We start from the raw sequence: 24,483 nt of genomic DNA on the forward strand, positions 1-24,483 counted from the left end.
ATCGATTGTACTATTTTACCAACGCCCTTCGGGCTTAAGTCAAAAGTCAAAAGTCAAAAGTAATTAACTAAGTTCTTTGATTAGGGAGATGATCCAAGCTGAAGCAATAGTAATTAAGACAAAAACCTCTAAAATTTTAAGTGGAGCAGGAAAAGATAACCATTGCTGAACTATTTTCATGCTGAAATTGCTACGCCAATTAAGCAGATGTTGACGCCACAAGGTAGGACTATCTTGACTACGAAATCGCCAATTAAGCATCGATAAAATTAAAGGAATACCACCAACCCGAATACTCATTAATAAATGAAGCGCGATCGCCATTACTAAAATCAGCCAAGAAACAAGATGAGCATAGTACCAGAAATGATTAAGTTCTCCTTGAGGTAGCCACTTTTCACTCATCATCTTGCCCGAAAAAACCGCAAAAGTTATTGCCAAAATATTCATGGTATTAACTAAGCGGTGCAGGGTATACCACCAAATTGGTTTACCCAATTGAGCTAGTTTAGCCAAAGAGTTGGACTGAATCAATCTTCGTTGACCTCGATTAAAAGCATAAACGACAAAGAAAGGGAAAATAAGTAAAGTCCAAAGTCCAAATGTTCCGTGAATACCTTCAATTTCCTGAAATTTAGGTAAAGGTATAGTACCCCAACGTCCATCGTAGGTGTTGTAAGTCCAAAAAGCAGTAACTATTGCCGCGATCGCACATAAGCCAATTAGACCATGAAGTATACGGAGTAAGAGTGGTTGATAGGGTGCCGAAGATTTTACCGACATAAAATCAGAAAATTTGCTAATTAAGGTTTGCTTTCTAGTTTAATTAACAACTTGGGAAAATTAATGAAGCGATCGCAAGTTAAATATTAAGTCTCGCGCAAAGACACAAAGACGCAAAGGGGTAAAATCTGATTTAATGCATTTTCATAGAGAATTGGCATGAGTCTACTTTAGACATTCAAATAGCTAATGCTAACATTACTAAGCAAAGCTGATGATATCTACTTTATTTAGTTTATTTTAGGTTTAATAGTGGCACAGGTCGTAGTTGAAAATGTCTATAAAAGCTATCGTGGCAAGGCAGAGCGGGTTCAGGGGTCGAAAAATAAGCCAGATGCGCTGAGGGAAGATCGATCCAAACAGGTTACTGTGCTGCGGGATATTAACTTTACCGTTGAGTCTGGGGAGTTTTTAGTTTTGGTGGGGCCATCAGGCTGTGGTAAAAGTACGCTGTTGCGTTTACTGGCGGGTTTAGAGGAATTGACTGGAGGTAATATTAGAATTGGCGATCGCCTGGTGAATAATTTACCACCTAAAGCCAGAAATATTGCCATGGTGTTTCAAAATTATGCCCTGTATCCGCATTTGAATATTTACGATAACATCGCCTTTGGTTTACGGCGGGATTCGCGAACCGATAGTAAAGAAAAAGTTAGCTCAAATTTGTGGCAAAGTACTTTAACAGGTACAACTCGTTATTTGCCTCGCAGCATGAGATATCTATCCGCCAAGGAGAAAGAGGTACGGGATCGGGTACGCTATGTGGCGAGTTTGTTGCAGATTGAGCCATTACTAAATCGCTTACCAAAAGAGCTGTCTGGAGGGCAAAAGCAACGGGTAGCATTAGGCAGAGCGATCGCCCGCAACCCCCAAGTCTTTTTGATGGATGAGCCATTATCTAATTTAGATGCCAAACTACGGACGCAAACCCGCACTCAGATTGTCCAGCTACAGCGACAGTTAAAGACAACCACGGTTTATGTAACTCACGATCAGACAGAAGCGATGACTATGGGCGATCGCATTGCCGTGATGTACAACGGTCAAATTCAGCAGATTGCCCCACCGTTAGAAATTTATGAACGACCAGCTAATCGTTTTGTCGCGGAGTTTATTGGTTCGCCAGCCATGAATTTTTTACCCGTAGATTTAGAATCTCCCCTCAAGTTAGTTAACCCTCATTTTGCTCTAGATTTACCTGCTATTTGGACAAAATCTCTGCAACACAGTCAGGCAAAATCCCTAATTTTGGGTATTCGTCCCCAACATTTAGCTATCGATCGAGAAAGCCAGTCTAGCATTCAGATTGAGGTAGATTTAGTAGAGGCACTGGGGAATGAAACCTATCTCTCTGCTCATTTAACAGCACAGCCTGATACTACCTTGACGGTATCTCTACCACCAGATAAACGCCTACGAGTTGGCGATCGCCTTTGGCTGAGTATTAATACCGACAAAATCCATCTTTTTACAGTTGATGATGGACGGGCGATCGCTGTTTAATATTTTTAATTAATAATAGTCGTAAGATTCAGTTTTCTGGTGTCTTGCTGATTACCGAGTTTGCACCAATAAATATTAACGAATAGCCATGATTAAAACACCAGATTGGGTCAAAAATGCCGTTTTTTATCAAATATTTCCCGATCGCTTTGCCGTTAGTGAATCCACGATTAAAGGACAATGGCAAGCTTCTCAATATGAGGGTTGGGACGCAACACCAACTTACCAGGGATATAAGGGAGGAAACTTGTGGGGAGTAATTAAAAAGCTGGACTATATCAAAGATTTGGGAGTCAATGCCATCTACTTTACACCGATCTTTCAGTCGGCTTCCAATCATCGCTATCATACCCATGACTATTATCAGGTAGACCCGATGTTAGGGGGCAATGTGGCGTTTGCTGCTCTAATTAAAGCTGCCCACGAACATGAAATCAAAATAGTATTAGATGGAGTGTTTAACCATGCTAGCCGTGGCTTTTTCTTTTTTAACGATATTTTAGAAAATGGCCCGAATTCCCCTTGGTTAGATTGGTTCAAGATTTATGATTGGCCCCTATCTGCCTATGACGGTAGTAAACCCGCCAACTACGAAGGCTGGATTGGCGATCGCGCTTTGCCTGAGTTTAATCATGATAATCCCCAGGTCAAGGAATATATCATGCAGGTAGCTGAATACTGGCTCAATCAAGGTATTGATGGCTGGCGCTTAGATGTACCAAATGAAGTAGATACGCCTGGATTTTGGCAAGAATTTCGCGATCGCGTTAAAGCAGTCAACCCTGAAGCCTATATTGTCGGAGAAATTTGGGGTGATGCGAGTTACTGGCTAGATGGGACACAGTTTGATGGGGTGATGAACTATCGTTTTGCCGAAGCGGCGATCGCTTTTGCAGCAGGAGATAATTATCTACCTGAGTTTTGTCATGGTGAATTAAGACCCTATCCACCTATTTCTGGCACTGAATATGCAATGCGGATTGATGCTTTGCTGAAGCTTTATGATTGGGAAATTCAGCTTGCTCAACTCAATTTATTAGATAGCCACGATACTCCTCGACTGCTAACTGCGGTAGGAGAAAACAAAAGTAGCTTTATGCTAGCGACTGTGCTGATGATGACTTTTCCTGGTGCGCCCAGTATCTTCTATGGCGACGAGGTTGGTTTAATAGGTGGGAAAGATCCTGATTGTCGGCGCGCCTTCCCTGAACCCGCAAATTGGGATGTGGAGATTTTAAAAGATTATAAACAGCTAATTGCCTTACGCCACCAATATTCAGCTTTAAGTATAGGGAAATATAAAACTCTGTATGCAGGGCAACATTTGTATGTCTTTGCTCGCATCTTGGATCGCGAAGAAGCGATCGTAGCTGTTAATATTGGCAAGGAACAGGCGGATGTCGTTTTTAATGTAACCGAATTGCAGTCTCAACCCGAAAAAGTTGTTTATGGTTCAGGGAGAATCGACTGGCATCTTACCACCGAAGGTAACAAAATAGAGCTGATTATTCCCGCTCAAAGCAGCATCATAATTGTTTAAATTAACTTATGGGCGAATAACCATTCGCCCCTACGATATATAAATTTAATCTAATTTAATTTGAGCTTAAAACAACGGTTACATCATCATTTAACTCAGATTGTACGGGAAAGAGATCCCTATCTTAATTCTGGTGGACATTTTTTAGTTAGGGAATATATTCGCGAGACTTTAAGTCAATGGGGCAAGGTAGAAGTTCATGAGTTTAAGTTTCAGGGCAAAACCCATCAGAATTTAATTCTTAATCTTAATTCGGCTTCCAGTTCAGATTTTCCGCCGATTTTAATTGGCGCACATTACGACGCTGTGCCAGGAACTCCTGGTGCCGATGATAATGCGACGGGAGTGGCGGTTTTACTAGAAATGGCAGAAGTATTTGCCAGTAATCCGATCAAGTATCCTGTCAGACTAGTAGCCTTTGATTTAGAAGAATATGGCCTATTAGGAAGTAATGCTTATGCTAAATATCTTAAAGACAACCAGCAGAAACTAAGGCTCATGTTGTCCTTGGAAATGTTGGGCTATTGCAATCATGCCCCAGGTTCTCAAACTTATCCCGATTTAATTAAACCATTCTATAGCGATATGCCTTTCGGCATGGCTTCGCAACGCGCCAATTTCATCGCCTTAGTAGGTAACTTATCGGCAATTCTCGACCTGAATCGTCTCGCTAAACAAATGAAAAAAAACGGCACGCCGATTGCAGTCTTACCCGATCCCAGTGCTGGTAAATTAGTGCCGATTACAGGATTTAGCGATCATCGTCCTTTCTGGCAACAAAAATACCGCGCCATCATGGTGACTGACACGGCAATGTTACGTAATCCTCACTATCACCAAGCTAGTGACACGATTGAGACTCTAGACTTAGACTTTCTGACAAATACTTGCCAAAGCCTTATAGCAGCTTTGAGAAAAATTAAGTGATTAGTAATCAGTAATCAGTAATCAGTCCTAAAGGACGTTGTATGCTAAAGCACTAGCTTCGCGTCGCCCTTGTGGTATAAGCTTCGCAAATAATTATTTATACTTGATATATTCATAAACATTGAGATACTGACTACCCGCAGCCTTCCAAGAATAGTCATATTCCATGCCTTGCTGGACTAATTGCTCAAACTCTTTAGGATACTCATAATACAGCCCGATCGCTCTTTCCATTGCCGACTCTAAAGCATTATTATCCATTTGATAGAATACATAGCCGTTGCGTTTTTCGGGCGCATGGTCAGGATCGTAGTCGCGGTCAAATACCGTACTAAGTAAGCCACCTACACCGCGTACAATTGGCACTGTGCCATATTTGAGACTGATTAACTGAGTTAAGCCACAGGGTTCAAAGTTACTGGGAACAACTATCATATCCGCCCCTGCATAGATTAGATGAGCTAATTCTTCGTCAAAGCCAATTTCTAGATGTACGTCAGGATTATCATTGAGGAAATATTTTTCGTGCAAGAATTTATTGTTCACTTCTGGAGATGTACCTGAACCCAGTAGTACATACTGAGCATTATGTTGGAGAGCATAGTAAATCGAGTGATGTACCAGGTGAACTCCTTTTTGATCGTCTAAACGGCCAATGTAAGCAATAATCGGCTTATCAGACTCATGCATTAGTAGTCTTTGACGCAGAGCTTGTTTATCTTTTGCTTTATCCTCTAATTTGTCTATGTCGTAGTTAGCAGGAATTAATTTATCTGTAGCTGGATTCCAGAAATTATAGTCAACTCCGTTGAGGATACCGCTAAATTTCTTTTGATGAATTTCTAAGGTATGACCTAAACCATAGCCAACATCGGTAAAACGAGCTTCCCAAGCGTGGTGAGGAGAAACAGTGTTGACGTAATTGGCATAAACAATCCCACCTTTCATTAAGTTAAGTGCAAAGGGATTGAAGTTGTCCTGGAGGCGAGAATAATCGAAATAGTATTCTGGTCGGTTTAAACCTGTCGCTGCTAAAATTTCGTTGCCACAGCTACCTTGATGTCTGAAATTATGGATTGTATAACAAACCCGTTGACGCTCCATACCATAGTACTGATACATCTCGTAGAGCATCACAGGGATTAAGCCAGTTTGCCAGTCATGACAGTGGATAATATCAGGACGCTTATTACTTTTGAGCAGGAATTCCATGGCTGCTTTACTAAAGAAAGCAAACCGCATGGGATCATCGTGACTACCATAGACATGACCACGATTAAAAAACTGATCTTGGCTTTTTGGCTGGATAAAAAAGCACAGTCTACCGTGTACCCAGCCACAGAAGACATCACACTTAATTTCGCCACCATACCAAGGCACACCCAAATCGAGATAAGCATCATGTAACCCCCAAATATGGTCATATCTCATGCAGTCATACATGGGTAGAATTAGCTCGACGCAATGCCCTCGCTCGTCTAATTCTCGGCTCAATCCGTAAACAACATCTCCTAAACCGCCAGCTTTGATCACAGGAGCGCATTCGGAGGCAATTTGCACGATGTACATGGTTTATTCCTCTCTTAATAAAACTTTATAATTATCTATTTTATTTTAAGATTTTAGACCACAAAGTCAATTTACGCGGATTTATGAGAAAAAAAGCTAAAAATGTTATTTGAATTAACAGTATTACGCTTAATGTAAATTACCTCGCTCAACGGCAACCCCTACTGTGCGATCGCAAATATCAGTAGCGATAATCTGTCTTGCAGTAATGAATGAGGGCAGAGCGCAAATTCTAATTATTTGATATTTTCACGCACCAAATTTTCGGATATTTCTAATCTTTGGGCGATTTGTTCGATATTCAAGCCTAATTCCTGTAATAAAGGAATCATTGCCAGTTTTTGCTCTAATTTGCCCTGTTGCAGACCTTCTGATTTAGCATCCTGATAAACTCTGGTTTGTTTGATCTCTTCTAGATTTAACATCGTTTCTATTTCCTGATAACTCAGTTGTGGAAATTTATAAATAACAATAGTTTCGATTAATTCCAGTAGTTGTTTTTGACTGGTTGTGTCGCTAAACTCCTGTCTGGTTCTCTCGATTAAGTTTCTGGCTAATTCTCCTGCATTACTTTCAGCTTCAACTACTAATTTTAATATACCTAGCCCGATGTTAGATTGAACTCCCTCTGGCATCTGGTCGAGATATATTCTCTGTAGTCTTTGATTGGCTAGTTCTTGGTATCTTGGGGGAATAGCTACATCATTATTCTGGCGGTCAAAGATGACAATCGCGAACCATTCTGGATTGACTGGTTTATATTGACTGAAATACAGGAAAATACTGGGAAATAAGCGATCGTAAAAGTCGGTTTCTTGGTAAAACTGCACCTCTACGAAATACAGAGGTTGATCGCTATGTTCTTCAGTGGTGGTAAATAAACCATCTAGGCGAAAGGATCGTTGTTTAATTTCTGGGGCAATGAATTGATAGGCGTTGGGGTTAATTTGTTCTTGTTGAATTAACTGGAAGAAAATCCAGGGGAATTCCTGAAATAGCTGGTAGAAAAGGGTATCGGTTTTCACAAAAATTAAGCAGTTAAATCTCGATCATTCACGAACATTTGACTAAGCTCATACTACGCCTTCTCAGAACATCTTCAGGGCTTATGAGGGGAAAAGTCGTTTTCTCAGCTGGCATTGGTCTTTTAATCGGACGGGGTGGTTGAATTAGGTCTACAGCAATTAGTTTGTCTTCGGGGAAAATATCACTTAAATACCATTCATCTTGAGATAAGATATCCCAGATATCTGCTAGACGGCGAAATTTACGAGCTTTGTTGCCCATTCTCAAGATCCAGCCACCGACGGTACGTTGTACATCCATGCAGGCATCGTGAGCTAGTCTGAGGACTCTTTTTAAGCTAATCCGCATTAACGGGGAGATATCTTTTGCCCTACGGATGATTTGTTTGGCTTGTTCTAAATCTTTTTTGATGATTTCGTTTTCTTGTCTAAGTTTATGGACTTCTGTTTTAAGGGCGATTATTTCTTTTTCTAGTTGCTCGATAGTTGCTTGAGGTTCATCACCAAAGGGGATTTCTAGGTTTGCCTCGATCGCACTTGATGACTGAGATTCGATTAGGGATATGCGCTCTAGATTAACGGCTTGGTAACCGCCCGCATCTAGCTCGATTGTCCATTTCTGGGGATAGGTGCGCTCCAAAGGTCGAATTAGCGTTCCTGTGTATTGGGTGTCGCCGTGAAGGTAAACTTTTTGTCCTGCTTGAAGATTTATTTGGCTTTGGTGCGATGGTTGTCTGCGTGAGCTTGTTTGGTTTAAACTTGATAGATAATTAGTCATGGTTAAATCCTTGATTATTTAATAACAGGCGATCGCACTAATTCCGCCAAGAATTTATAAGGAGCGATCGCTTTTAAAATCTTTTAAAAGATTATCATTTTATTCACTGGTTATCAAGTAAACAAATGTTTTGACTGATAGCCAGTAATTAGAAAGTGTATTGAACTTAATAGTTGAGCAAACAAAAAGTAAGTCTTAAATGGCTAATAAAAATCCTAGATTAGAAAACCTTAAATCTTTTAAACCAGAAGGCGAAAAAGCATTGAGCAAAACTATTGGTATTAGAGTCGAACAAGAAATTTACGACCAATTAATGAGTTTGCCAAGAGATCGACGTTTAGGATTAATGCGGAAATGGATAAAAGATGGAGTACAGAAGATCAACGATTGCCCTAATTGCTAAAACGTAATCGTGGAGGTAAACTTTTTGTCCTGCTTGAAGATTTATTTGGCTTTGGTGCGATGGTTGTCTGCGTGAGCTTGTTTGGTTTAAACTTGATAGATAATTTAGTCATGGTTAAATCCTTGATTATTTAATAACAGGCGATCGCACTAATTCCGCCAAAAATTTATAAGAAGCGAGCGCCATTAATTATATTTTACAATTTCAATCTTAGTATACCAGTGATTAATTCACAAATAAGACAAATCTTAATAATAGACAAGGTATGCTAGTGCTTGAGGAGAGAAAATCACCCTTATGGCTAATTACAATCCCAAAACAGAACACTTAAATCATTTTCCCAAAATTCCAGGAGCAACAGAAGCTTGCGCTAGAAAGCCCGTACAAGTAAAGATTCCACAAAGTCAGTACGATAAGTGGATGAGTCTACCTGTTGATTTAAGAAATCAGGTTTTGAGAGATGCCATTGAAAAAACTTTGCAAGAAAAATATTCTTTAACTGCATAAAAATATTTAAGCGATCGCACTACCAGATCGCCATCACCAACTTAATTCACTATAACCAGCAATAGATTTATTGATGTTGGGTTTTGCTTCGCGCTACCCAACCTACAGATCAGCGATCGCACTTTTAGCCTTGGGGTAAAGACGCATGAGTGTAGTTAGAAAATGCGATCGCTCTTATTCATCATATGTCTCTTCCGAAGATTGCCAGCACGAAATACAAAATGTAATTCCATGTTCACCTAAACGCTTCATTTGTTCAGGAGAAAATTCAAGGTTGCACTGCTGATCGTATTTATAAAGCGCCCATACTTCTATGCCATCTCTTTCTACTCCAATCTTGGAAAGTTGCTCATATTTACCTTCTAATAAATCTAAAAACTTATTCACAAAGTCTATATATGGGTCTGATTCTTTCTCGATTAAAATGAACTCCCAATAACTGAATTCATTTCTAGAAGGAGCTAGACCCAAAATATTGGTAACAGTGTCTATTTGTTGTTGCTTGCAATGAATTTTTAAAATATATGTATTGTCCATGCTAATGTTATTTACAACGTTACCATCATTATCTAGCAGCATCCTCACCGAACCTTGATTATCCGCTAACGCCAAAGCACTTCACCGTTAGCATTAAAAGCTTCAAGTGCGCGTACAATTAAAGAGAAAAATAAATAGTTGCGCCACGATCGCATTCTCCTTTTGCCCAAACTTGACCACCATGACGATAGATAATCCGCTGTACAGTGGCTAGTCCAATACCTGTACCAGGAAAATCGGCCTGACTATGAAGTCTTTGGAAAGCAGTGAATAATTTATCGACATAGGTTTGATCGAATCCTGCGCCGTTATCTTTAATAAAATAGGTAGGCTGGGGAACATTTTCGGTAATGATGCCAAATTCAATCCGAGGATGCGATCGCTTGGAAGTATATTTCCAAGCATTATGGAGTAAGTTGGACAAAACGATTCTCAGTAGTTGGGGATCGCCTTTGGTTTCTAAATTAGGAGCAAGTTTTACTTCTATCTGACGTTCGGGGTTTTCTGCTTGTAATTCTTCAATAATATCTTGAGCGATCGCACTTAAATTTACTTTAACAGGCTTCATTTGACTGCGAGTGACTCGTGATAACTGTAACAGAGCATCGATCAAGTCGCTCATTCGCTTGCTGTTTGCCTGAATCCTCTGGAGATAGTGTTTGCCGCGATCGTCTAAATTGGGCAGGTAATTTTCCCAAAGTACTTGACTAAAGCCATTGATAATTCTTAGAGGCGCTTGTAAATCATGGGAGACAGAATAGGAAAAAGATTCTAATTCTCGGTTGGCTGCTTCTAGCTGAATTGTCCGTTGAGATAGAGCTTCTTGAGTAGCAGCTAAGTCAGGTATGTCACTGGAAGTACGCAGTAGAGCATAAATGTTTTCGTCAGCATCGTAGAGAGGTGTCACCACTGTATCAAAATAGTGAATACCATCAGGCAAGATTACTTCTTCCTGAACACGCAGCACTTGTTTGTAGCTTATTACCTGCTGATGTTGCCAGTTAATTTGTTGAGCGTACTCTAAAGAAAAACATTCGGCGATCGTTTTGCCACTTGCTGCCTCTTTTGCTAAAGCTAAGCTGGCGGCTAATCCAGAATTCATTAAAGATATGCTATTGGTATTAACATCTACTACAAATAAGAAGTAAGGCAATAAGTCTATTACTGTTCTTAATTCCGACAAAGATTGAACCGCGTTTTCTTGCATAATCAACAAATCAGATTCTGACAAATCGCAACATAAAGCAGAGTCTATGGCTGATGGCAGTTGATTGTTTTGCTGCCTCAGACTCTGATTCGTTGAAGTAATATCGATAACTACTCCAGACAAGCGAACTGCTTTACCTCTAGCACTATAGCTTAGCTTACCTTTGGTATGAATTTGCACAGCTTTTTGATTAGGTTTAACCACGCAATATTTAACACTTAATTCTTGGTGCGCCTGAATTGCTTTGGCAATTTCTAGATCTACCGATTCTCTTTGGTCAGAGATAATCGATTGTAAAAAACTTTCGTAACTGCCATCAAAATTCTCTAAACCTAAAATAGTTCGACCTCGGTGGCAAACATCAACCTGATTTGTCGTTAAATCCCAACTCCAGTTACCTGTTTTCGTCGCTTCTAAAACTAATCTTAGTTTGGCTTCTACTTCAGCTAATTTGGCTTCATGATGAACAAAATCGGTGATATCTTTGGCGATGGAAATTACCAATTCATCTGCCTCGCTTTCAAAGCTTAATGCGGTTGAATATAGCTCCCAATAAAGTTGTGCGCCATCTTTAGTGGCAACTGTTACCTCACTCCGAATCGCATCAACCAGTTTCTTTTGAGCCTTAATCTTATTTTGGGTTACTTCTGGAGCAATTTCAATTAATGAGTTGACAATTTGCTGCAAAGCAGAATTAGCCTCGATCGCCGTTTGATCGGTAGGAGCAATATACTGGCAACATAGTTGATGATCGTTTTTGACTGGTAGCTTAACTATCTCTCTCTGTCTAATCTGAGCTTTCTGATACCATTCTTGAATCGTCGATAGTTCTTGTGTATCATAACCACTTGCTTCTAGCCAATTGCGATTGAGGTGAATAATTTTCCCCTGCCGATTGTGAATCATGACGGGAAAAGGTGCGTTAACTAGAGTAGCAGGAGTTTTTTGCCTTAACTGTGGCAATAAGACTTGAGCTATTGAATGATTAGTGTTTGCTTTAGCTAGATGATCCTGGTTATTTTGACAACACTTTACCTGGAAACGATTAACTGCTAACGGGGTTGCGGATCTCACTTCCGCTGTAAAAAACTGAGCTAGTTCGATGTTTTCCAAAAGCAGAGAACCAAGATGTAGTTGAGAGCGACGATCTTGTTGATGTTCAATGTTTTGATTGCTACGTACCCATTGATGACAGAGCTTGATATATCCTAAGAGAACAACCAAATAATGATAGTAAACAGTCCCCAACAGTTCTTGTAACTCGACTGATAAACTAGCTGTCTGTTCAGGTTGCAAGAAAATTAAGCTAGAACAACGCAGTAAACTCAACTCCGTCTCTGAATTCTTTTGCCATCCTATTTCTTTACGCCATTGGCGGTTAAGAATTTCGAGATCCTTTGCTACTTCTAACTCTGATTGGGGATACTGCAGCTTTTCTAATGCCAGAATTTCTGTGGCGGAGATGCCTAGCGATCGCAGCGTACAACTATGGCAGATGGTAAAATAACTAACTCCAAAATAGCGAGATAAGACTACAAACAGCTTTTCTTTAAATTGAGCAGGTAAAGGATTATTTATATAAGCAAATAAGGTTTGCTGTACCAGGCTTTGATAAATTAGCGATGACTTAATTGCAGGAGTCAGAAATGCAGGAAAACAACCTAGCTGCTTAATTATTTCTGTCTTTGCTAAGCTGGGAATAGCATGATTCATTGATGATTTAAAGGTTGTTATGCAGATAAAGCTAAAATATCATTAAACATCTTATATTTAGATGATTGAATTACAGATTAACTTGTACCATGACAAAATTGTATATAATTTTAGATTTTTTTAAAGTAATTAAAAGCACACAATACTTGATTTGTGAACGTTATATTTGCTGAAATTATAGTTAATTTAGAGCAAAACTATGATAGCAATAACAGTTTTTATCTAGATTTGATGAGGAATCTAGCAAGCAGATAAATCTCTATCGCTGATTATGATTGAAAACGGTACACTTTAGCAACAAAAATTGAGAAAAAAATACTCTAGTTGATTTTAGATAATATTTAATTATATTTTGGTCAGGGTTCCTCGGCCAGGATCCCTGCTATAAAACACGTTTGCGGTTTAAATACTTCTAAGTGCCACAATGGGATCGAGCTTGGCAGCAGCTTTAGCAGGAAAAACGCCAAAAGAAAGACCGATCGCCCCAGATACTCCCACAGCCAAGATAATTGCGACAGGAGAAATCGTCGGTGCTAGAGGAGAAACTGCACCCACAATCACAATACCTGTAATCCCCACAACAGTACCGATCGCGCCTCCCGCAGCCGAGAGAATAGTCGCCTCAATCAAAAATTGCCAGAGAATATCTCCTGACTTAGCGCCAATGGCTTTACGTAAGCCAATTTCTTTGGTTCTTTCGGTAACGGCTACCAGCATAATATTCATCACCCCAATGCCACCTACAATAAGTGATATACCTGCAATAGCAGCTAGCAACACCGTAAGACCACTAGTAACTGTGCCAACGATCTCTAAGACATCTTTTTGTGTCCTGACGCTAAAATCATCTTTCCCTGTAATTTGGTGTCGCAGACGCAGCAGATTTTCAATTTGTAGTTTCGCAGCACGAATGCTTTTCTCGTCATTAGCGGCGATCGAAATAAAGCTGACTCCTGTGCCATAGGGAGAGGTATCCCCCACAACCTGACTTGCCATGGTGGTGAGAGGCAGATATACCGTACGATCCTGGTTATCGCCTAAAAATGCCCCTTTCGCTTCCAAAACCCCAATCACTTCTAAATTAATATTTTTGACCCGAATTTTCTTGCCTAAAGGATTTTGTTGCGGAAAAAACTTCTCGGCGATCTCCGACCCCAAGACCGCAACTCGCTGATTGCGCTTAACATCTAGGTCGCTAAAAAATCTACCCCGATCTACAGTAAAACTGCGGACAGTTAAATATTCTGGAGTTGTGCCAACAACCTGATCGTTAGAGTTACGATTACGATAGGTGATCAGTTGATTAGCATTGATTTGGGGAGCAACTTCCTTAACACTAGGTACTTGTTCCTCGATCGCGATCGCATCTTCCCAGACTAGGGTTTGAGGTCGATCAAAAGTAGTGCGTCGTTCTTCCTCCGAACCTGGAACAATAAAGATGACGTTGGGGCCAAGAGACTCAAACTGTTCTGAAGCCAGGTTTTTTGCCCCCTGTCCCACACCCACCATCGCAATGACCGAAGCATTGCCAATAATGATCCCCAACATTGTCAGGCCGCTACGCATCTTGTTGGATACCAGAGTAGAAGTAGCCATTTTAAAGTTTTCGATAATCTTCATTGTGATTTTTTAACTTTGATTTTTTAGGTAATTTTTTATAAGTTGAAATTTATTATTTCTTTTTAGCGATCAACTGTCAGGTATTAGCTTTTATGATTTAGATAATGCTCAGTAATCAGTAATTAATAATCTTCCATGATCGGTATTTGGATTTTAGGCGATCGCCTAACAACGCAACAGTTAAGTCTACAGAACAATCAAGATCATAAAGAGCAAACGCCAGTTATTTTGATTGAGTCTAATAACTATGTTAGACAACGTACCTATCATCGGCAAAAGTTAGTCTTAGTTTGGTCGGCGATGCGCCATTTTGCCCAAGAACTACAGGCTGATCACTGGCAGGTGACTTATGAAGTTGCTACCGATTTTGCAATTCCCTTAACTAAATGGATTAAGGATCATCAGATTACGGAATTACAGATTACAACTCCTTGCGATCGCCCTTTCCTCAAATATATTCAAAGCTTAGATTTAAATTGTGAAATAACATTTCTGCCAGATCGCCATTTTCTCTGGAGTCGGGAGGAATTTATTACCTGGACAAAATCTCGTAAAAAAATGCTGATGGAAGATTTCTATCGAGCAGGAAGAAAGCGATTTAATATTCTGATGGAGGAGCAAAAACCCCTTGGTGGCAAATGGAATTATGACCAACAAAACCGCAAACCACCGAAGAAAAATTTGCAAACTCCCAAGCCTTTAATTTTTGAACCTGATGAAATTACACAGGAGGTAATTGATTGGGTTAAACAAGAGCGCTTTTCTGATTATGGCAAAATTGAGCCGTTTAATTGGGGTGTTACCAGAGTCCAAGCTCAAAAGGTTCTAGCTTACTTTGTCGAGCATTGTTTAGCTCAGTTTGGGACTTATCAAGATGCCATGATTACCAGCGAGTATAGGATGTGGCATGGTTTAATTTCTCCCTATCTCAATCTGGGATTACTTGAACCGATGGAGGTAATTCAGGCGATTGAAACGGCTTATTATGAGCAAGAGCTACCCCTGAATAGCGTTGAGGGTTTTATTCGTCAGGTGATGGGTTGGCGAGAATATATGCACGGGATTTATAGTGCGCAAAATGATGAATACACCGAAAGCAACTGGTTTCAACATCATCGACCTTTACCCGAATTTTATTGGGATGCCAGTAAAACCGACATGAACTGTCTGCATCAAACTCTAACTCAGGTTGAAGAAATAGCTTATGGTCATCATATTCAACGACTAATGGTGTTAAATAACTTCGCCTTAATTGCAGGAGTCAATCCACAAGAGTTAGAAAACTGGTTCCACAGTGCCTTCATTGACGCTTATGACTGGGTAATGCAAACTAATGTCTTGGGTATGGGACAGTTTGCTGATGGCGGTTTATTAGCCTCTAAACCCTATGCTGCATCGGCTAACTATATCAACAAGATGAGCGACTACTGCGGTAGCTGCAAATATAATCAAAGCGATCGCACGGGAGAAAAAGCCTGTCCCTTCAACTTCTTCTACTGGGACTTTCTCAATCGCCATCGCGATCGCCTCAAATCTTTGGGCAGAATGAACCTGGTTTTAAGCTATCTGCCACGAATTTCCGAACCAGAACTCGCAGAAATAACTACTCTAGCTAACCAATGGTGGCAAGAAGAATTAAGTAATTAGTAATCAGTAATCAGTCCTAAAGGATAAGCTTCGTGACCGTAGGGAATCCTTTAGGGCAAATAATTAGTAATTAGTAATCAGTACTTTTGAACTCTTTTCTAAAAGTCAAGAAAAAGTTATTAAAACTTATTTTAAACTATGGTTGTAGCCTCCAAATTTCCCACTAATTCCACAGTGTATTTTCAGTTTTTCCACATATTACCCAGGTTTTTCCACAGGTAATAACGCAGTAATCAAGTCTTGAGTATCGGGCGGTGGATATTCATTTTTTACCTAAAATTAATCTTTTCACAACCCAGTTTTATGAAAAAATGTAACAAAAAACTGGGCTTAACTATATATTTTGCGTAGCGATCGTAAAAATTTAAGACTGCTCTTAATATTTCTTAGCATTGACAAACTGCCCCCCTTTAAGAGGACAATGAATCAACGAACATCCAATTAGGCTAAATCCGATGAACTAGAAATTAGCCCTGTAATCTAAAATTAGAAACCTGTTAATTCCCATCGCTAGTTTTCTCAACTGGGGAAAATGACAATAGCGATCGCATATACCTTTTATGGTGTGCTTTTGAAGTCATTTATGATGTTAAATCGCACAAAAGCAAACAATAATTTTTATTTTAGGAGCATTTACCCTACCCATGAACTCAAACGTAAGTATTTTGGCAGATATCCCTGAAGAACTCCACTTTTCCTTAAAAAGTTATTTAGAAACTCATCCTCATTGGGATCAAGATCGTGTCTTTGCTGCTGCTTTATCCTTGTTTCTATTGCAAAACAATAGTAGTCAGGCGATCGACCCAGATCAGAGCCACCGCGCCTGCGCTAAAGTCTATCTAGAGGCTTTGTTTCAGTCTAACTAGAAGCCAATCTGCCGAAGCATATAATAAAATAACTACAACCGTCAGTCTGCACTGCTTATCCCCTACTAACATCCTGTGACTTTTGATTCGACTACCTTGATTATTCCTGAATTAATTGTCGGTTTAGGTAATCCTGAACCAAAATATGACAATACCAGACATAATATTGGTTTTGCCGCAGTCGATGAATTAGCGAAAGTATGGCAAATGCCTTTGAAAGAAAATAAGCGCTTTCAAGGGTTATTTTCCGAGGGAGTCACACCAGGAGGACAAAAAGTCCGCTTATTGAAACCTCTGACTTACATGAATCGCTCAGGACAATCGGTGAGAGCAGTGACAGACTGGTATAAAGTTGAACCTCGTTCCGTGCTAGTTATTTACGATGATATGGATCTACCTGTAGGTAGATTACGGATGCGTTTATCAGGTTCGGCAGGGGGACATAATGGCATGAAGTCAATTATTGCTCATTTGGGCAGTCAAGAATTTCCGCGTTTGAGAATTGGGATTGGTAAATCTGATGGTGAAAAAACTACCATTAGTCATGTTCTAGGTAAGTTTGCCCCCGAAGAATTTAAAGCTATTGAAGAGATTTTATATACATCGGTTAAGGCGATTGAATTAAGCTTAAAAGCAGGTATTGAACAATCTATGAATCGCTACAATGGATTTTCAATTGATTACTAATTACTGATTACTGATTACTGATTACTGCTCATTGCAAAAAAAAACCCCAGTTACCAGACTGAGGTTGATTATGAGAAGATTGTTTGCTCTAGAATTTGTTTTCGCTCAGAATAATCTAGTAATTCAATATAAAAACTAAATATATAAAGTGATAAGTGCATCTAAAACTATTGCCACAAGTTAGCTACGCTTAAATTTAGAGTTTAAATTATGCTAAGTTAACTTATGTAAATTATTATAGCAACATATATTAATTTGTGTAACTTTTTTTAATCTATCTTGAGAACTATTTTTGGACTATTAAATATATGAGCGATACCTTCGATGAACTTCGTAATCGCCAAGACGGAGGAGATACATCAAGTCTGTTAAAAAATATTTATCGTTGTGCGAATAAAGCCACCTGGTATGACTCGGTAGCATCAGCTTACGATCGCACTAGACCAAGATATCCTGCCAAAATTTGGGCTAAGATGCAGGAAACGGCTAATTTGCAGGGAAAGTCAGTTTTAGAAATTGGTGCAGGAGTTGGTATTGCGACAGTTGAACTAGCTCAATTAGGGGCAAAAATAGTCTGTCTTGAGCCAAGTAAATCTGCTTGTGCCATAACGAGAGATAAATGTGCAGCTTATGGCAATGTCGAGGTAATAAATACTACTTTTGAAGAGTGGGAGTTAGGGAAACAGAAGTTTGATGTTGTAGTTGCAGCAACCTCCTTTCATTGGGTAACACCAGAAGTCAGATATGCCAAAACCGCAGCAGCATTAACTGATAACGGCTTACTAATTTTGCTCTGGAATACTCCACCCCAACCAAATTATGAAATATATCAAAGCTGCCAAAGTATCTATCAGACTTATGCACCTGAATTAACCAAATATGAGACTCATCAAGATTATCAGCACAATATAGGTAAAATAGCCCAAGAAGCGATCGCTTTAGGTTATTTTCAAGATTTAATTACTCACCAGGTAGTTATTCCAGTTACCTATACAGTGGATGATTACCTAACATTGCTGAGTACGCTTTCTCCTTATATTAGATTGGCATCCGAGCAGCGCAATGCTCTGTTTGCTGAATTAAAGACTGAGCTAATGCGATCGCGAAGCCCTAAAGGATTTGCCCCAAAGGGATTAGGAGCTTCGCTCCGTCCGCCTGGAGGCGCGTCCGTGGACGGAGTTCAATCGCTAAATAAACAAAATCAACAGCTCGAACTTTCTTACCTTTCTTTATTACACATTGCTCATAAGAGTTGAAAGGATAATTTTGGGCAATATCTGGGAACTCTAAAAATAAGCTCAAAGCAGATTCTCACAAGTCATTAAATAACGTCAAATGTAATTATCACTAGAGGTAGAACATTTGCCGATTCAAAATAGCTACCATGAAGTAGTAATTGTCTGTAAACGCTAACTCTATAACCCGACTAATAAAATCTAGATGCTTAATGTGTCCCTAGATTAAAAATCATATATGAAATTATCTATAGGTAAAAAGAATTTTAAACTTAGTCCTATTTTGGCTACAGGTATAGCAGCAATCTGCTTAACTCTAATTGGTTTTACTATTTATCGAGTAGACAAAAGTAAGGACTTGGAAATTGAGAGCAAGTCGTTAACCGTACCTGTTAAACAAGAAGATCTTAATCTAGAAATCGAAGCTAGTGGTAGGGTTGAGCCGATTAAGAATGTCAATGTCAGTCCGAAAGATGCAGGAAGACTAGTTAAACTGCTAGTGGAGCAAGGCGATCGCGTGAAGGCGGGTCAAACTCTGGCAATTATGGACAATGCCGAACTAGCGATTCAAGCTTCTCAAACAGAAGCAGAATTAAAGCAAAATCGCGCCACTTTAGGTGAAAATAAAGCAAAAATTAAAGCTGAAATTGCTCAGTCTCAAGAGCGGTTAAGGCAGCTGGAAGCAAAGTTAAATCAGGTTCAAAATAGAATTCCTAGAGATATTGAACAAACAAGAGCGCAGATTGATGCTGCAACATCTCGCCTCAAGTTAGTACAGCAAAGAGTTAAGCGTAATGAATATCTGTTAAAGCAAGGAGCAATTTCTCAGGATACTTTTGATGAGATTAGTGATAATTCGCAAAATGCTCAGTCTAGTATCAATGAGCTGCGGCAAAAACTAAAACAGCTACAAAGTACTGGTGGCGGGGAGGTTGAACAGATTAAAGCGGAAATCGCCGAATCTAGAATTGCTTTAGAACAAAAACAGGCAACTGCACCTGACGAAATTGCTGCTTTAGAAGCCTCTTTAGAACAGGCTGAAATGTCTTTAAAACAATCAGAAATTCAGTATCAAGACAGTATCGTTAAAGCTCCTTTTGATGGCATTGTGACCCAAAGATATGCAGTAGAAGGTGCATATGTTGCGCCAAGCACTTCTGGCTCTGATACCGCTTCTTCCTCGGCTAGTTCAATTTTGGCATTAGCTCAAGGATTAGAAATTGTGGCGCAAGTTCCTGAATTGGATATTGGTCAGTTACAGCCAGGACAAAAGGTGAAAATTGTGGCGGATGCTTATCCCGATCGCGAATTTACAGGTGAGGTCAAGCGTATTGCTCCTGAAGCTGTAGTTGAAGAAAACGTTACTTCTTTTGAGGTACGAGTCAAGCTACTTACTGGTCAAGATGTTTTACGTTCTAAAATGAATGTCGATGTGACTTTTATTGGCAAGCAATTAAACGATAGTTTAGTTGTACCGACGGTGGCGATCTTTACTGAAAATGGGGAGCAAGGGGTAATGATTCCCGATGAAAATAATCAACCAGTGTTTAAGCCTGTCAAGGTGGGAACATATCTAGGAGAGCAGACTCAGATTTTGGAGGGAGTTAAAGCTAATCAGCGAGTATTTATCGATCTGCCAGAATCTAAAAAACCTGCTGAAGATTAATTCGGCTCAGTTTTTTATGGAGCAATTTTTCTTCATACCAATTCTCTATAACAATGCACTAAATTAAATTAAACCCCTTTGCCCCAACAGCGCGATTATTCAAGGCGAAATGAATTCGCCGAATCTCGCGCTCAAACTAAGCGGGGTAAACGTCTTTGTCCTAAAGGATTAGCTTCGCGTCCGTCTTTGCGCCTTTGCGTCTTGGCGCGAGATTTAAACTGAAAATATGTAAGTGCAACCTCAAGAAGAAATGGTATCAGCAATTATTGTTGCTCTAAATCCTCCGCAAGACTACGTCATTATAACCTCGCCCCTGAAATGCAAGATATATAAGTTCAAAATCATACTTGAGGCAAAACTCATTAATAGCCTCTATAACTCCATATTTTGTCAATCCTATAGGACTCAAAAAAATGTAATCATTCATGGCGATTAGACCATCAGGCTTTAACTTTAATCGCGCAGCCTCCAAATCTTTTTTGACTCCCTCATAAAAATGATCTCCGTCAATATAAATCCAATCAAAATAATTATCTGGCATTGACATAATAATTGCAGATGAATCGCCTGTATGTACTATGACTCTTTCATCTAATATTTCTTGAGCAAATTTCTGATTGGCAATTTTTATAGCGTCCCGATCGAGATCGACTAAATGAAATTTTTTAGGCTGCGTTATGTTGATAATTTTCTCGGAAAAGCCACATTTCCAAATTCCTATTTCTGCACAAATCGCATCTTTAGGCATATGCTCCAGCATTTTTTCCCGATTTACCACTATTCGACAGTTACGAATATGTTTTTCTTGAAGTTCTTTGGCTGCTGGCCACATTGCTCGATGTTGTTGTACTGTGAAATCTTCCCAAGATTGGAGTCCTAATGTTTTCCTAGCTAATTTACGCAGTTTGTCGATCATCATCAATATTTACAATTTGCTTTTAAACATACTCTTAAAAGGTAAATTGTCTGCTAATTGATAATACGAGAACGCGATCGCCACTACGGAAGTTATCCTCTTTTTTTACCAAAAACTCGATCGACTAAATTATGTAGCAAGATATAAAAACAAGGAATAATAAACAAAGTTAGTAGCGTTGCCAATGCTAATCCTGAAAAGACGACAATACCTAATGGTTGCAGAAACTCTCCCCCCTGTCCCAGTCCTAATGCCAAAGGAAACATCCCCACTACAGTAGTTATGGTAGTCATGAGAATAGGACGCAATCTTTGAGGTGCAGCTTGTAAAATTGCCGTGGTGCGATCGACTCTTTCTCGATCTCTAATCTGATTGGCTAACTCGACTAAAAGAATCGCGTTGTTAACCACAATACCGACTAATAAAACTGCTCCTACAATTACAGTTATACCGATCGCCGTTTGAGTAAGAAACAGTCCCCAAATTCCCCCCGCTAATGCCAGGGGTAGAGTAAACATAATGACCAGCGGATCGATAAGGGAATTGTATTGTACTGCCATCACCACAAAAACTAAAAATGCAGCTAGTCCGCCTAAAACAGCGAAAGAAGATTGAATTTCTTGATTACTTTGTGCAGCAGCACTGGGGAGGCGACTAACCCCTTCTGGCAAGTCAATATTTTGAAAAATTTGCTCTAGTTCAGCCAGGGCTGCTCCTAAATCGGCATCTTCATTGAGGCTACCTGAAATTAGAAATACCTGTCGTTGGTTAATGCGCTGAATTTCTCCAGGGGCTTGTCCTTGTTCAATGCGGGTAACATCTCCCAAACGAATTAAGCGTTGCGAAGCTATGCCGTTAGGCATATCGCTATCATCGATAAATAAGGGAATTTGCTCTAGTTGCTCGGGGCGACGAATTGAATCTTCTTCCAGTTCAACTCTTATATCTATCAGGCGGTTTTCCCGTTGCAGTTGGGTAGGTACTGAACCAGTAATCGCCGTTTCTAAGGTATTACCAATGTCTTGAATGTTTAAGTTGAGATCGGCAGCCCTTTCTCGATCCAGTCGAATTTGAATTTCAGGTTGTCTAGAGTCGGCATCGGGACGAAAGCTAGATAAAACGGCTTGTTGTTCTAAGGCATCTAACACCTGCTGTCCTGCTTGTTCTAGTATCTGAGCATTTTCCCCCTGAAGGACTACATCAACATCTGCACCACGCACTGGAGAATTGTTTAAAACTAAACCCCGTACTTCACCAGGGCTAAGGCGCAGGCGAATATCAACCAAGTTGAGCTGGTCGAACTCTGCTGATACTCGCGAAACATAAGCTTCAACATCTGTATTTGGTTGAAGAGCGATCGTACTAGAACCCCGTAAAGGATTTTCGCTTGTGTTGCTACCAAATAAAAAGCCTCCAGATGTCGTAAAGACATACTCGGTTTCTGGCTGTGCTAGTAGAATCTCATCTACTTTCGCCATGACTTGACGGTTTGTCTCTAAAGGAGTTCCTGGGGGGAATTGAGCGCGTAATTGAGCCTGCCCTGTATCGATCCGAGGCAAAATTTCTTGGGGAACTCGACCGACAACTAAAATAGTACTACCACCCAGCAGTAAAAACGTCAGTCCAACCACCAATAAACGCCGTCGTAAGATCTGTTTAAGCATAATTCCGTAGCGTCTGGTAGCAGCTTCAAATTGACGATTGAAGGTTTGCAGTAGCCAAAAATGCCCAATGGAACTCGATCTTTGGATTCCTAGTAAACGAGAAGTTAGCATCGGCACAACTGTTACTGCCACTAAAATTGAGGCAGCCACCGCAAAGCTAAGGGTAAGAACCAATTCATTAAATAGCAGCGAAATAAAGCCACCGATCAGCAAGAAAGGCAGCACGGCAACTAAATTGGTACTGGTAGAAGCAACCAAAGCCGATTCAACCTCTTGACTGCTTGAAATAGTTCGCTCGATCAACTGCTGAGAATTAAGTCGTGTCTTGGCATCTTTTCCTGGTGTCATGCCCGCACCTTCGGCAATATTTTCGAGCATGACAATGGAGTTATCGACAACAATTCCCACTCCTACCGCCAATCCGCCCAAGCTAAATACATTGAGAGACAAGCCAAATAGCTTCATTAAAATAATTGCTGCCAGTGTTGCTAAAGGAATTGCCAACACAATAATTGCAGTTTGACGCAGCGATCCCAAAAACAGCAAAACGGCGATCGCAGCTAGTCCTGCGCCAACTAAACCAGAATTGGTAACATTGCTAATTGCATTGCGAATAAAAACTGATTCGTCTAAAGTGGCAACCAATTCGAGATCTTTAGGAATTATTCCTGCTTGTTGTAACTCTTTAACGCGCCGTTTGATTCCCTCTACAACTTCAATCGTATTGGCTTCGGGCTGCTTTTGAATGCTTACTTTTATGGCAGGCTGTTGGTTAAGAAAGACAAAAACTCGCTGGTTAGCTTGACCATCAATAACTTGGGCAAAATCTCGCAGATATACCCGTCGTGGAGATCCTGAGTTATTTTCTGTCTCGGCTGCTGCTGAATTCTCCGAATTCTCCACTTCAAAAGCAAGATCGAGAATTGACTCCGCATCCTCAAAGCGACCAACGGCACGGGTCAAAGGTTCGTTAAGCTCGCCTAAAATTCGCCCGCCAGAAATATCCTGATTGGTTTCTGCTAACTCGGTGAGAACATCATCTAAGGTTATACCCAAGGCTTGCAAACGGCTGAGATCGATTAAAACCCGTACTTCTTCCTCGACACCTCCCGAAACATCAACCACGGCTACACCCTCAACAACTCCCAGTTCCCGCGCCAGTTCTTCATCGGCAAACACGCGCAACTGCAAAGGATCTAAAGATTGAGATGTCAGTGCCAGTTCGTAAACGGGGAGTTGAGACGGATCGACTTTAAATATTCTTGGTTCTTCAACTGTATCTGGTAAATTAGAGCGCGCCCGATTAAATGCAGCAGTAGCATCGTTTAAAGCTTGGTCAATATTCCCCCCTGGTTGAAAGTAAAGGTCAACACTTACCTGTCCCTCGCGAGTTTGGGAAAAAACCTGAACCACTCCTTCGGTGGCAGCTAGCCCTTCTTCTAAAGGTCGAGTCACTTCATCTATGGCAACTTCGGGGGAAATGCCAGGTACGTCTACTCGCAAACCAATGCGTGGATAGGTAATCGAGGGTAGTAAATCTACCTGAATGTCAAACAGAAAAAATACGCCGATCACAATTATCGCTAGGGTTAGCATCAGAGTACCAATATGCTGACGAATGGCAACAGCACTGATACTAAAATTGGCGGGGGGAGAAGTTTTCATAATGAAGGGGCATTTCGCCCTGACT

The 24,483-nt window shown here is 40.2% G+C and carries 19 protein-coding genes; 10 read left to right on the forward strand and 9 right to left on the reverse strand.

The annotated features are described in order from the left end of the window. Nucleotides 1-63: 63 nt before the first annotated feature. Entirely contained in the window at nucleotides 64-783 is a 720-nt protein-coding gene (locus tag KME09_24105; GenBank protein MBW4537021.1) for a cytochrome b/b6 domain-containing protein, read from the reverse strand. A gap of 252 nt (nucleotides 784-1,035) precedes the next feature. Between KME09_24105 and KME09_24110 the strand changes: the two genes are divergently transcribed. The 3 genes from KME09_24110 to KME09_24120 all read left to right on the forward strand — a co-directional run bounded on the left by KME09_24110 (nucleotide 1,036) and on the right by KME09_24120 (nucleotide 4,753). Next, nucleotides 1,036-2,286: an ATP-binding cassette domain-containing protein gene (locus KME09_24110; GenBank protein MBW4537022.1), complete on the forward strand. Its 1,251-nt coding sequence runs from the start codon at nucleotides 1,036-1,038 to the stop codon at nucleotides 2,284-2,286. A gap of 88 nt (nucleotides 2,287-2,374) precedes the next feature. Then, nucleotides 2,375-3,826 carry a glycoside hydrolase family 13 protein gene (locus KME09_24115; protein MBW4537023.1) on the forward strand — a complete coding sequence of 484 codons (1,452 nt, stop codon included), beginning with the start codon at nucleotides 2,375-2,377 and terminating at the stop codon, nucleotides 3,824-3,826. A gap of 60 nt (nucleotides 3,827-3,886) precedes the next feature. Further along, nucleotides 3,887-4,753, forward strand: coding sequence for a M28 family peptidase (locus KME09_24120; protein MBW4537024.1), 867 nt, complete (start codon nucleotides 3,887-3,889; stop codon nucleotides 4,751-4,753). Between the two features lie 93 nt (nucleotides 4,754-4,846). Here KME09_24120 and glgA read toward each other — a convergent pair whose 3' ends face one another. From glgA to KME09_24135, 3 genes are all read right to left on the reverse strand, one after another. Next, nucleotides 4,847-6,322, reverse strand: coding sequence for a glycogen synthase GlgA (gene glgA / locus KME09_24125; GenBank protein MBW4537025.1), 1,476 nt, complete (start codon nucleotides 6,320-6,322; stop codon nucleotides 4,847-4,849). Nucleotides 6,323-6,558: 236 nt separating this feature from the next. Next, nucleotides 6,559-7,347, reverse strand: coding sequence for an Rpn family recombination-promoting nuclease/putative transposase (locus KME09_24130; protein ID MBW4537026.1), 789 nt, complete (start codon nucleotides 7,345-7,347; stop codon nucleotides 6,559-6,561). Nucleotides 7,348-7,375: 28 nt separating this feature from the next. Then, a complete protein-coding gene (locus KME09_24135) occupies nucleotides 7,376-8,125 on the reverse strand; it encodes a hypothetical protein (protein MBW4537027.1) in 750 nt (249 codons plus the stop codon). 199 nt (nucleotides 8,126-8,324) lie between these two features. Here KME09_24135 and KME09_24140 point away from each other — a divergent pair, with 199 nt between their 5' ends. Next, complete coding sequence (locus KME09_24140; GenBank protein ID MBW4537028.1) at nucleotides 8,325-8,528, forward strand: hypothetical protein; 204 nt, start codon at nucleotides 8,325-8,327, stop codon at nucleotides 8,526-8,528. A gap of 297 nt (nucleotides 8,529-8,825) precedes the next feature. After that, nucleotides 8,826-9,035: a hypothetical protein gene (locus KME09_24145; protein ID MBW4537029.1), complete on the forward strand. Its 210-nt coding sequence runs from the start codon at nucleotides 8,826-8,828 to the stop codon at nucleotides 9,033-9,035. 174 nt (nucleotides 9,036-9,209) lie between these two features. Here KME09_24145 and KME09_24150 read toward each other — a convergent pair whose 3' ends face one another. From KME09_24150 to KME09_24160, 3 genes are all read right to left on the reverse strand, one after another. Continuing rightward, the gene (locus KME09_24150; protein MBW4537030.1) at nucleotides 9,210-9,647 is read right to left on the reverse strand and encodes a DUF4279 domain-containing protein; all 438 of its coding nucleotides are present in this window, start codon (nucleotides 9,645-9,647) and stop codon (nucleotides 9,210-9,212) included. 43 nt (nucleotides 9,648-9,690) lie between these two features. Next, a complete protein-coding gene (locus KME09_24155) occupies nucleotides 9,691-12,492 on the reverse strand; it encodes a PAS domain-containing protein (protein ID MBW4537031.1) in 2,802 nt (933 codons plus the stop codon). A gap of 402 nt (nucleotides 12,493-12,894) precedes the next feature. Continuing rightward, the gene (locus KME09_24160; GenBank protein MBW4537032.1) at nucleotides 12,895-14,112 is read right to left on the reverse strand and encodes an ABC transporter permease; all 1,218 of its coding nucleotides are present in this window, start codon (nucleotides 14,110-14,112) and stop codon (nucleotides 12,895-12,897) included. A gap of 135 nt (nucleotides 14,113-14,247) precedes the next feature. Between KME09_24160 and KME09_24165 the strand changes: the two genes are divergently transcribed. From KME09_24165 to KME09_24185, 5 genes are all read left to right on the forward strand, one after another. Beyond that, on the forward strand, nucleotides 14,248-15,759 hold the full coding sequence (locus KME09_24165) for a cryptochrome/photolyase family protein (protein ID MBW4537033.1): 1,512 nt from the start codon (nucleotides 14,248-14,250) through the stop codon (nucleotides 15,757-15,759). Nucleotides 15,760-16,403: 644 nt separating this feature from the next. After that, nucleotides 16,404-16,625, forward strand: a complete 222-nt coding sequence (locus KME09_24170) for a DUF2811 domain-containing protein (GenBank protein ID MBW4537034.1) — start codon at nucleotides 16,404-16,406, stop codon at nucleotides 16,623-16,625. Nucleotides 16,626-16,700: 75 nt separating this feature from the next. Then, nucleotides 16,701-17,312, forward strand: a complete 612-nt coding sequence (gene pth / locus KME09_24175) for an aminoacyl-tRNA hydrolase (protein MBW4537035.1) — start codon at nucleotides 16,701-16,703, stop codon at nucleotides 17,310-17,312. A gap of 308 nt (nucleotides 17,313-17,620) precedes the next feature. Beyond that, nucleotides 17,621-18,568: a methyltransferase domain-containing protein gene (locus tag KME09_24180; protein MBW4537036.1), complete on the forward strand. Its 948-nt coding sequence runs from the start codon at nucleotides 17,621-17,623 to the stop codon at nucleotides 18,566-18,568. A 217-nt stretch (nucleotides 18,569-18,785) separates the two neighbouring features. Beyond that, the gene (locus KME09_24185; GenBank protein ID MBW4537037.1) at nucleotides 18,786-20,213 is read left to right on the forward strand and encodes an efflux RND transporter periplasmic adaptor subunit; all 1,428 of its coding nucleotides are present in this window, start codon (nucleotides 18,786-18,788) and stop codon (nucleotides 20,211-20,213) included. Between the two features lie 274 nt (nucleotides 20,214-20,487). On the opposite strand, the gene KME09_24190 is transcribed toward KME09_24185, so the two are convergent. Both KME09_24190 and KME09_24195 read right to left on the reverse strand, forming a co-directional pair. Then, nucleotides 20,488-21,132, reverse strand: coding sequence for a class I SAM-dependent methyltransferase (locus KME09_24190; protein ID MBW4537038.1), 645 nt, complete (start codon nucleotides 21,130-21,132; stop codon nucleotides 20,488-20,490). An 89-nt stretch (nucleotides 21,133-21,221) separates the two neighbouring features. After that, entirely contained in the window at nucleotides 21,222-24,458 is a 3,237-nt protein-coding gene (locus KME09_24195) for an efflux RND transporter permease subunit (GenBank protein ID MBW4537039.1), read from the reverse strand. Nucleotides 24,459-24,483 lie beyond the last annotated feature (25 nt).

Source organism: Pleurocapsa minor HA4230-MV1 (assembly GCA_019359095.1).
Classification (GTDB): Bacteria; Cyanobacteriota; Cyanobacteriia; order Cyanobacteriales; family Xenococcaceae; genus Waterburya; species Waterburya minor.

What these genes read in the sequence shown, in the direction of transcription:
- KME09_24140 (MBW4537028.1), top strand. Translation starts at nt 8,325, where the DNA reads ATGGCTAATAAAAATCCTAGATTAGAAAACCTTAAATCTTTTAAACCA.
- KME09_24185 (MBW4537037.1), top strand. Translation starts at nt 18,786, where the DNA reads ATGAAATTATCTATAGGTAAAAAGAATTTTAAACTTAGTCCTATTTTG.
- KME09_24165 (MBW4537033.1), top strand. Translation starts at nt 14,248, where the DNA reads ATGATCGGTATTTGGATTTTAGGCGATCGCCTAACAACGCAACAGTTA.
- KME09_24160 (MBW4537032.1), bottom strand. Translation starts at nt 14,112, where the DNA reads ATGAAGATTATCGAAAACTTTAAAATGGCTACTTCTACTCTGGTATCC.
- KME09_24155 (MBW4537031.1), bottom strand. Translation starts at nt 12,492, where the DNA reads ATGAATCATGCTATTCCCAGCTTAGCAAAGACAGAAATAATTAAGCAG.
- glgA (MBW4537025.1), bottom strand. Translation starts at nt 6,322, where the DNA reads ATGTACATCGTGCAAATTGCCTCCGAATGCGCTCCTGTGATCAAAGCT.
- KME09_24190 (MBW4537038.1), bottom strand. Translation starts at nt 21,132, where the DNA reads ATGATGATCGACAAACTGCGTAAATTAGCTAGGAAAACATTAGGACTC.
- KME09_24135 (MBW4537027.1), bottom strand. Translation starts at nt 8,125, where the DNA reads ATGACTAATTATCTATCAAGTTTAAACCAAACAAGCTCACGCAGACAA.
- KME09_24105 (MBW4537021.1), bottom strand. Translation starts at nt 783, where the DNA reads ATGTCGGTAAAATCTTCGGCACCCTATCAACCACTCTTACTCCGTATA.
- KME09_24145 (MBW4537029.1), top strand. Translation starts at nt 8,826, where the DNA reads ATGGCTAATTACAATCCCAAAACAGAACACTTAAATCATTTTCCCAAA.
- KME09_24195 (MBW4537039.1), bottom strand. Translation starts at nt 24,458, where the DNA reads ATGAAAACTTCTCCCCCCGCCAATTTTAGTATCAGTGCTGTTGCCATT.
- KME09_24115 (MBW4537023.1), top strand. Translation starts at nt 2,375, where the DNA reads ATGATTAAAACACCAGATTGGGTCAAAAATGCCGTTTTTTATCAAATA.
- KME09_24170 (MBW4537034.1), top strand. Translation starts at nt 16,404, where the DNA reads ATGAACTCAAACGTAAGTATTTTGGCAGATATCCCTGAAGAACTCCAC.
- KME09_24180 (MBW4537036.1), top strand. Translation starts at nt 17,621, where the DNA reads ATGAGCGATACCTTCGATGAACTTCGTAATCGCCAAGACGGAGGAGAT.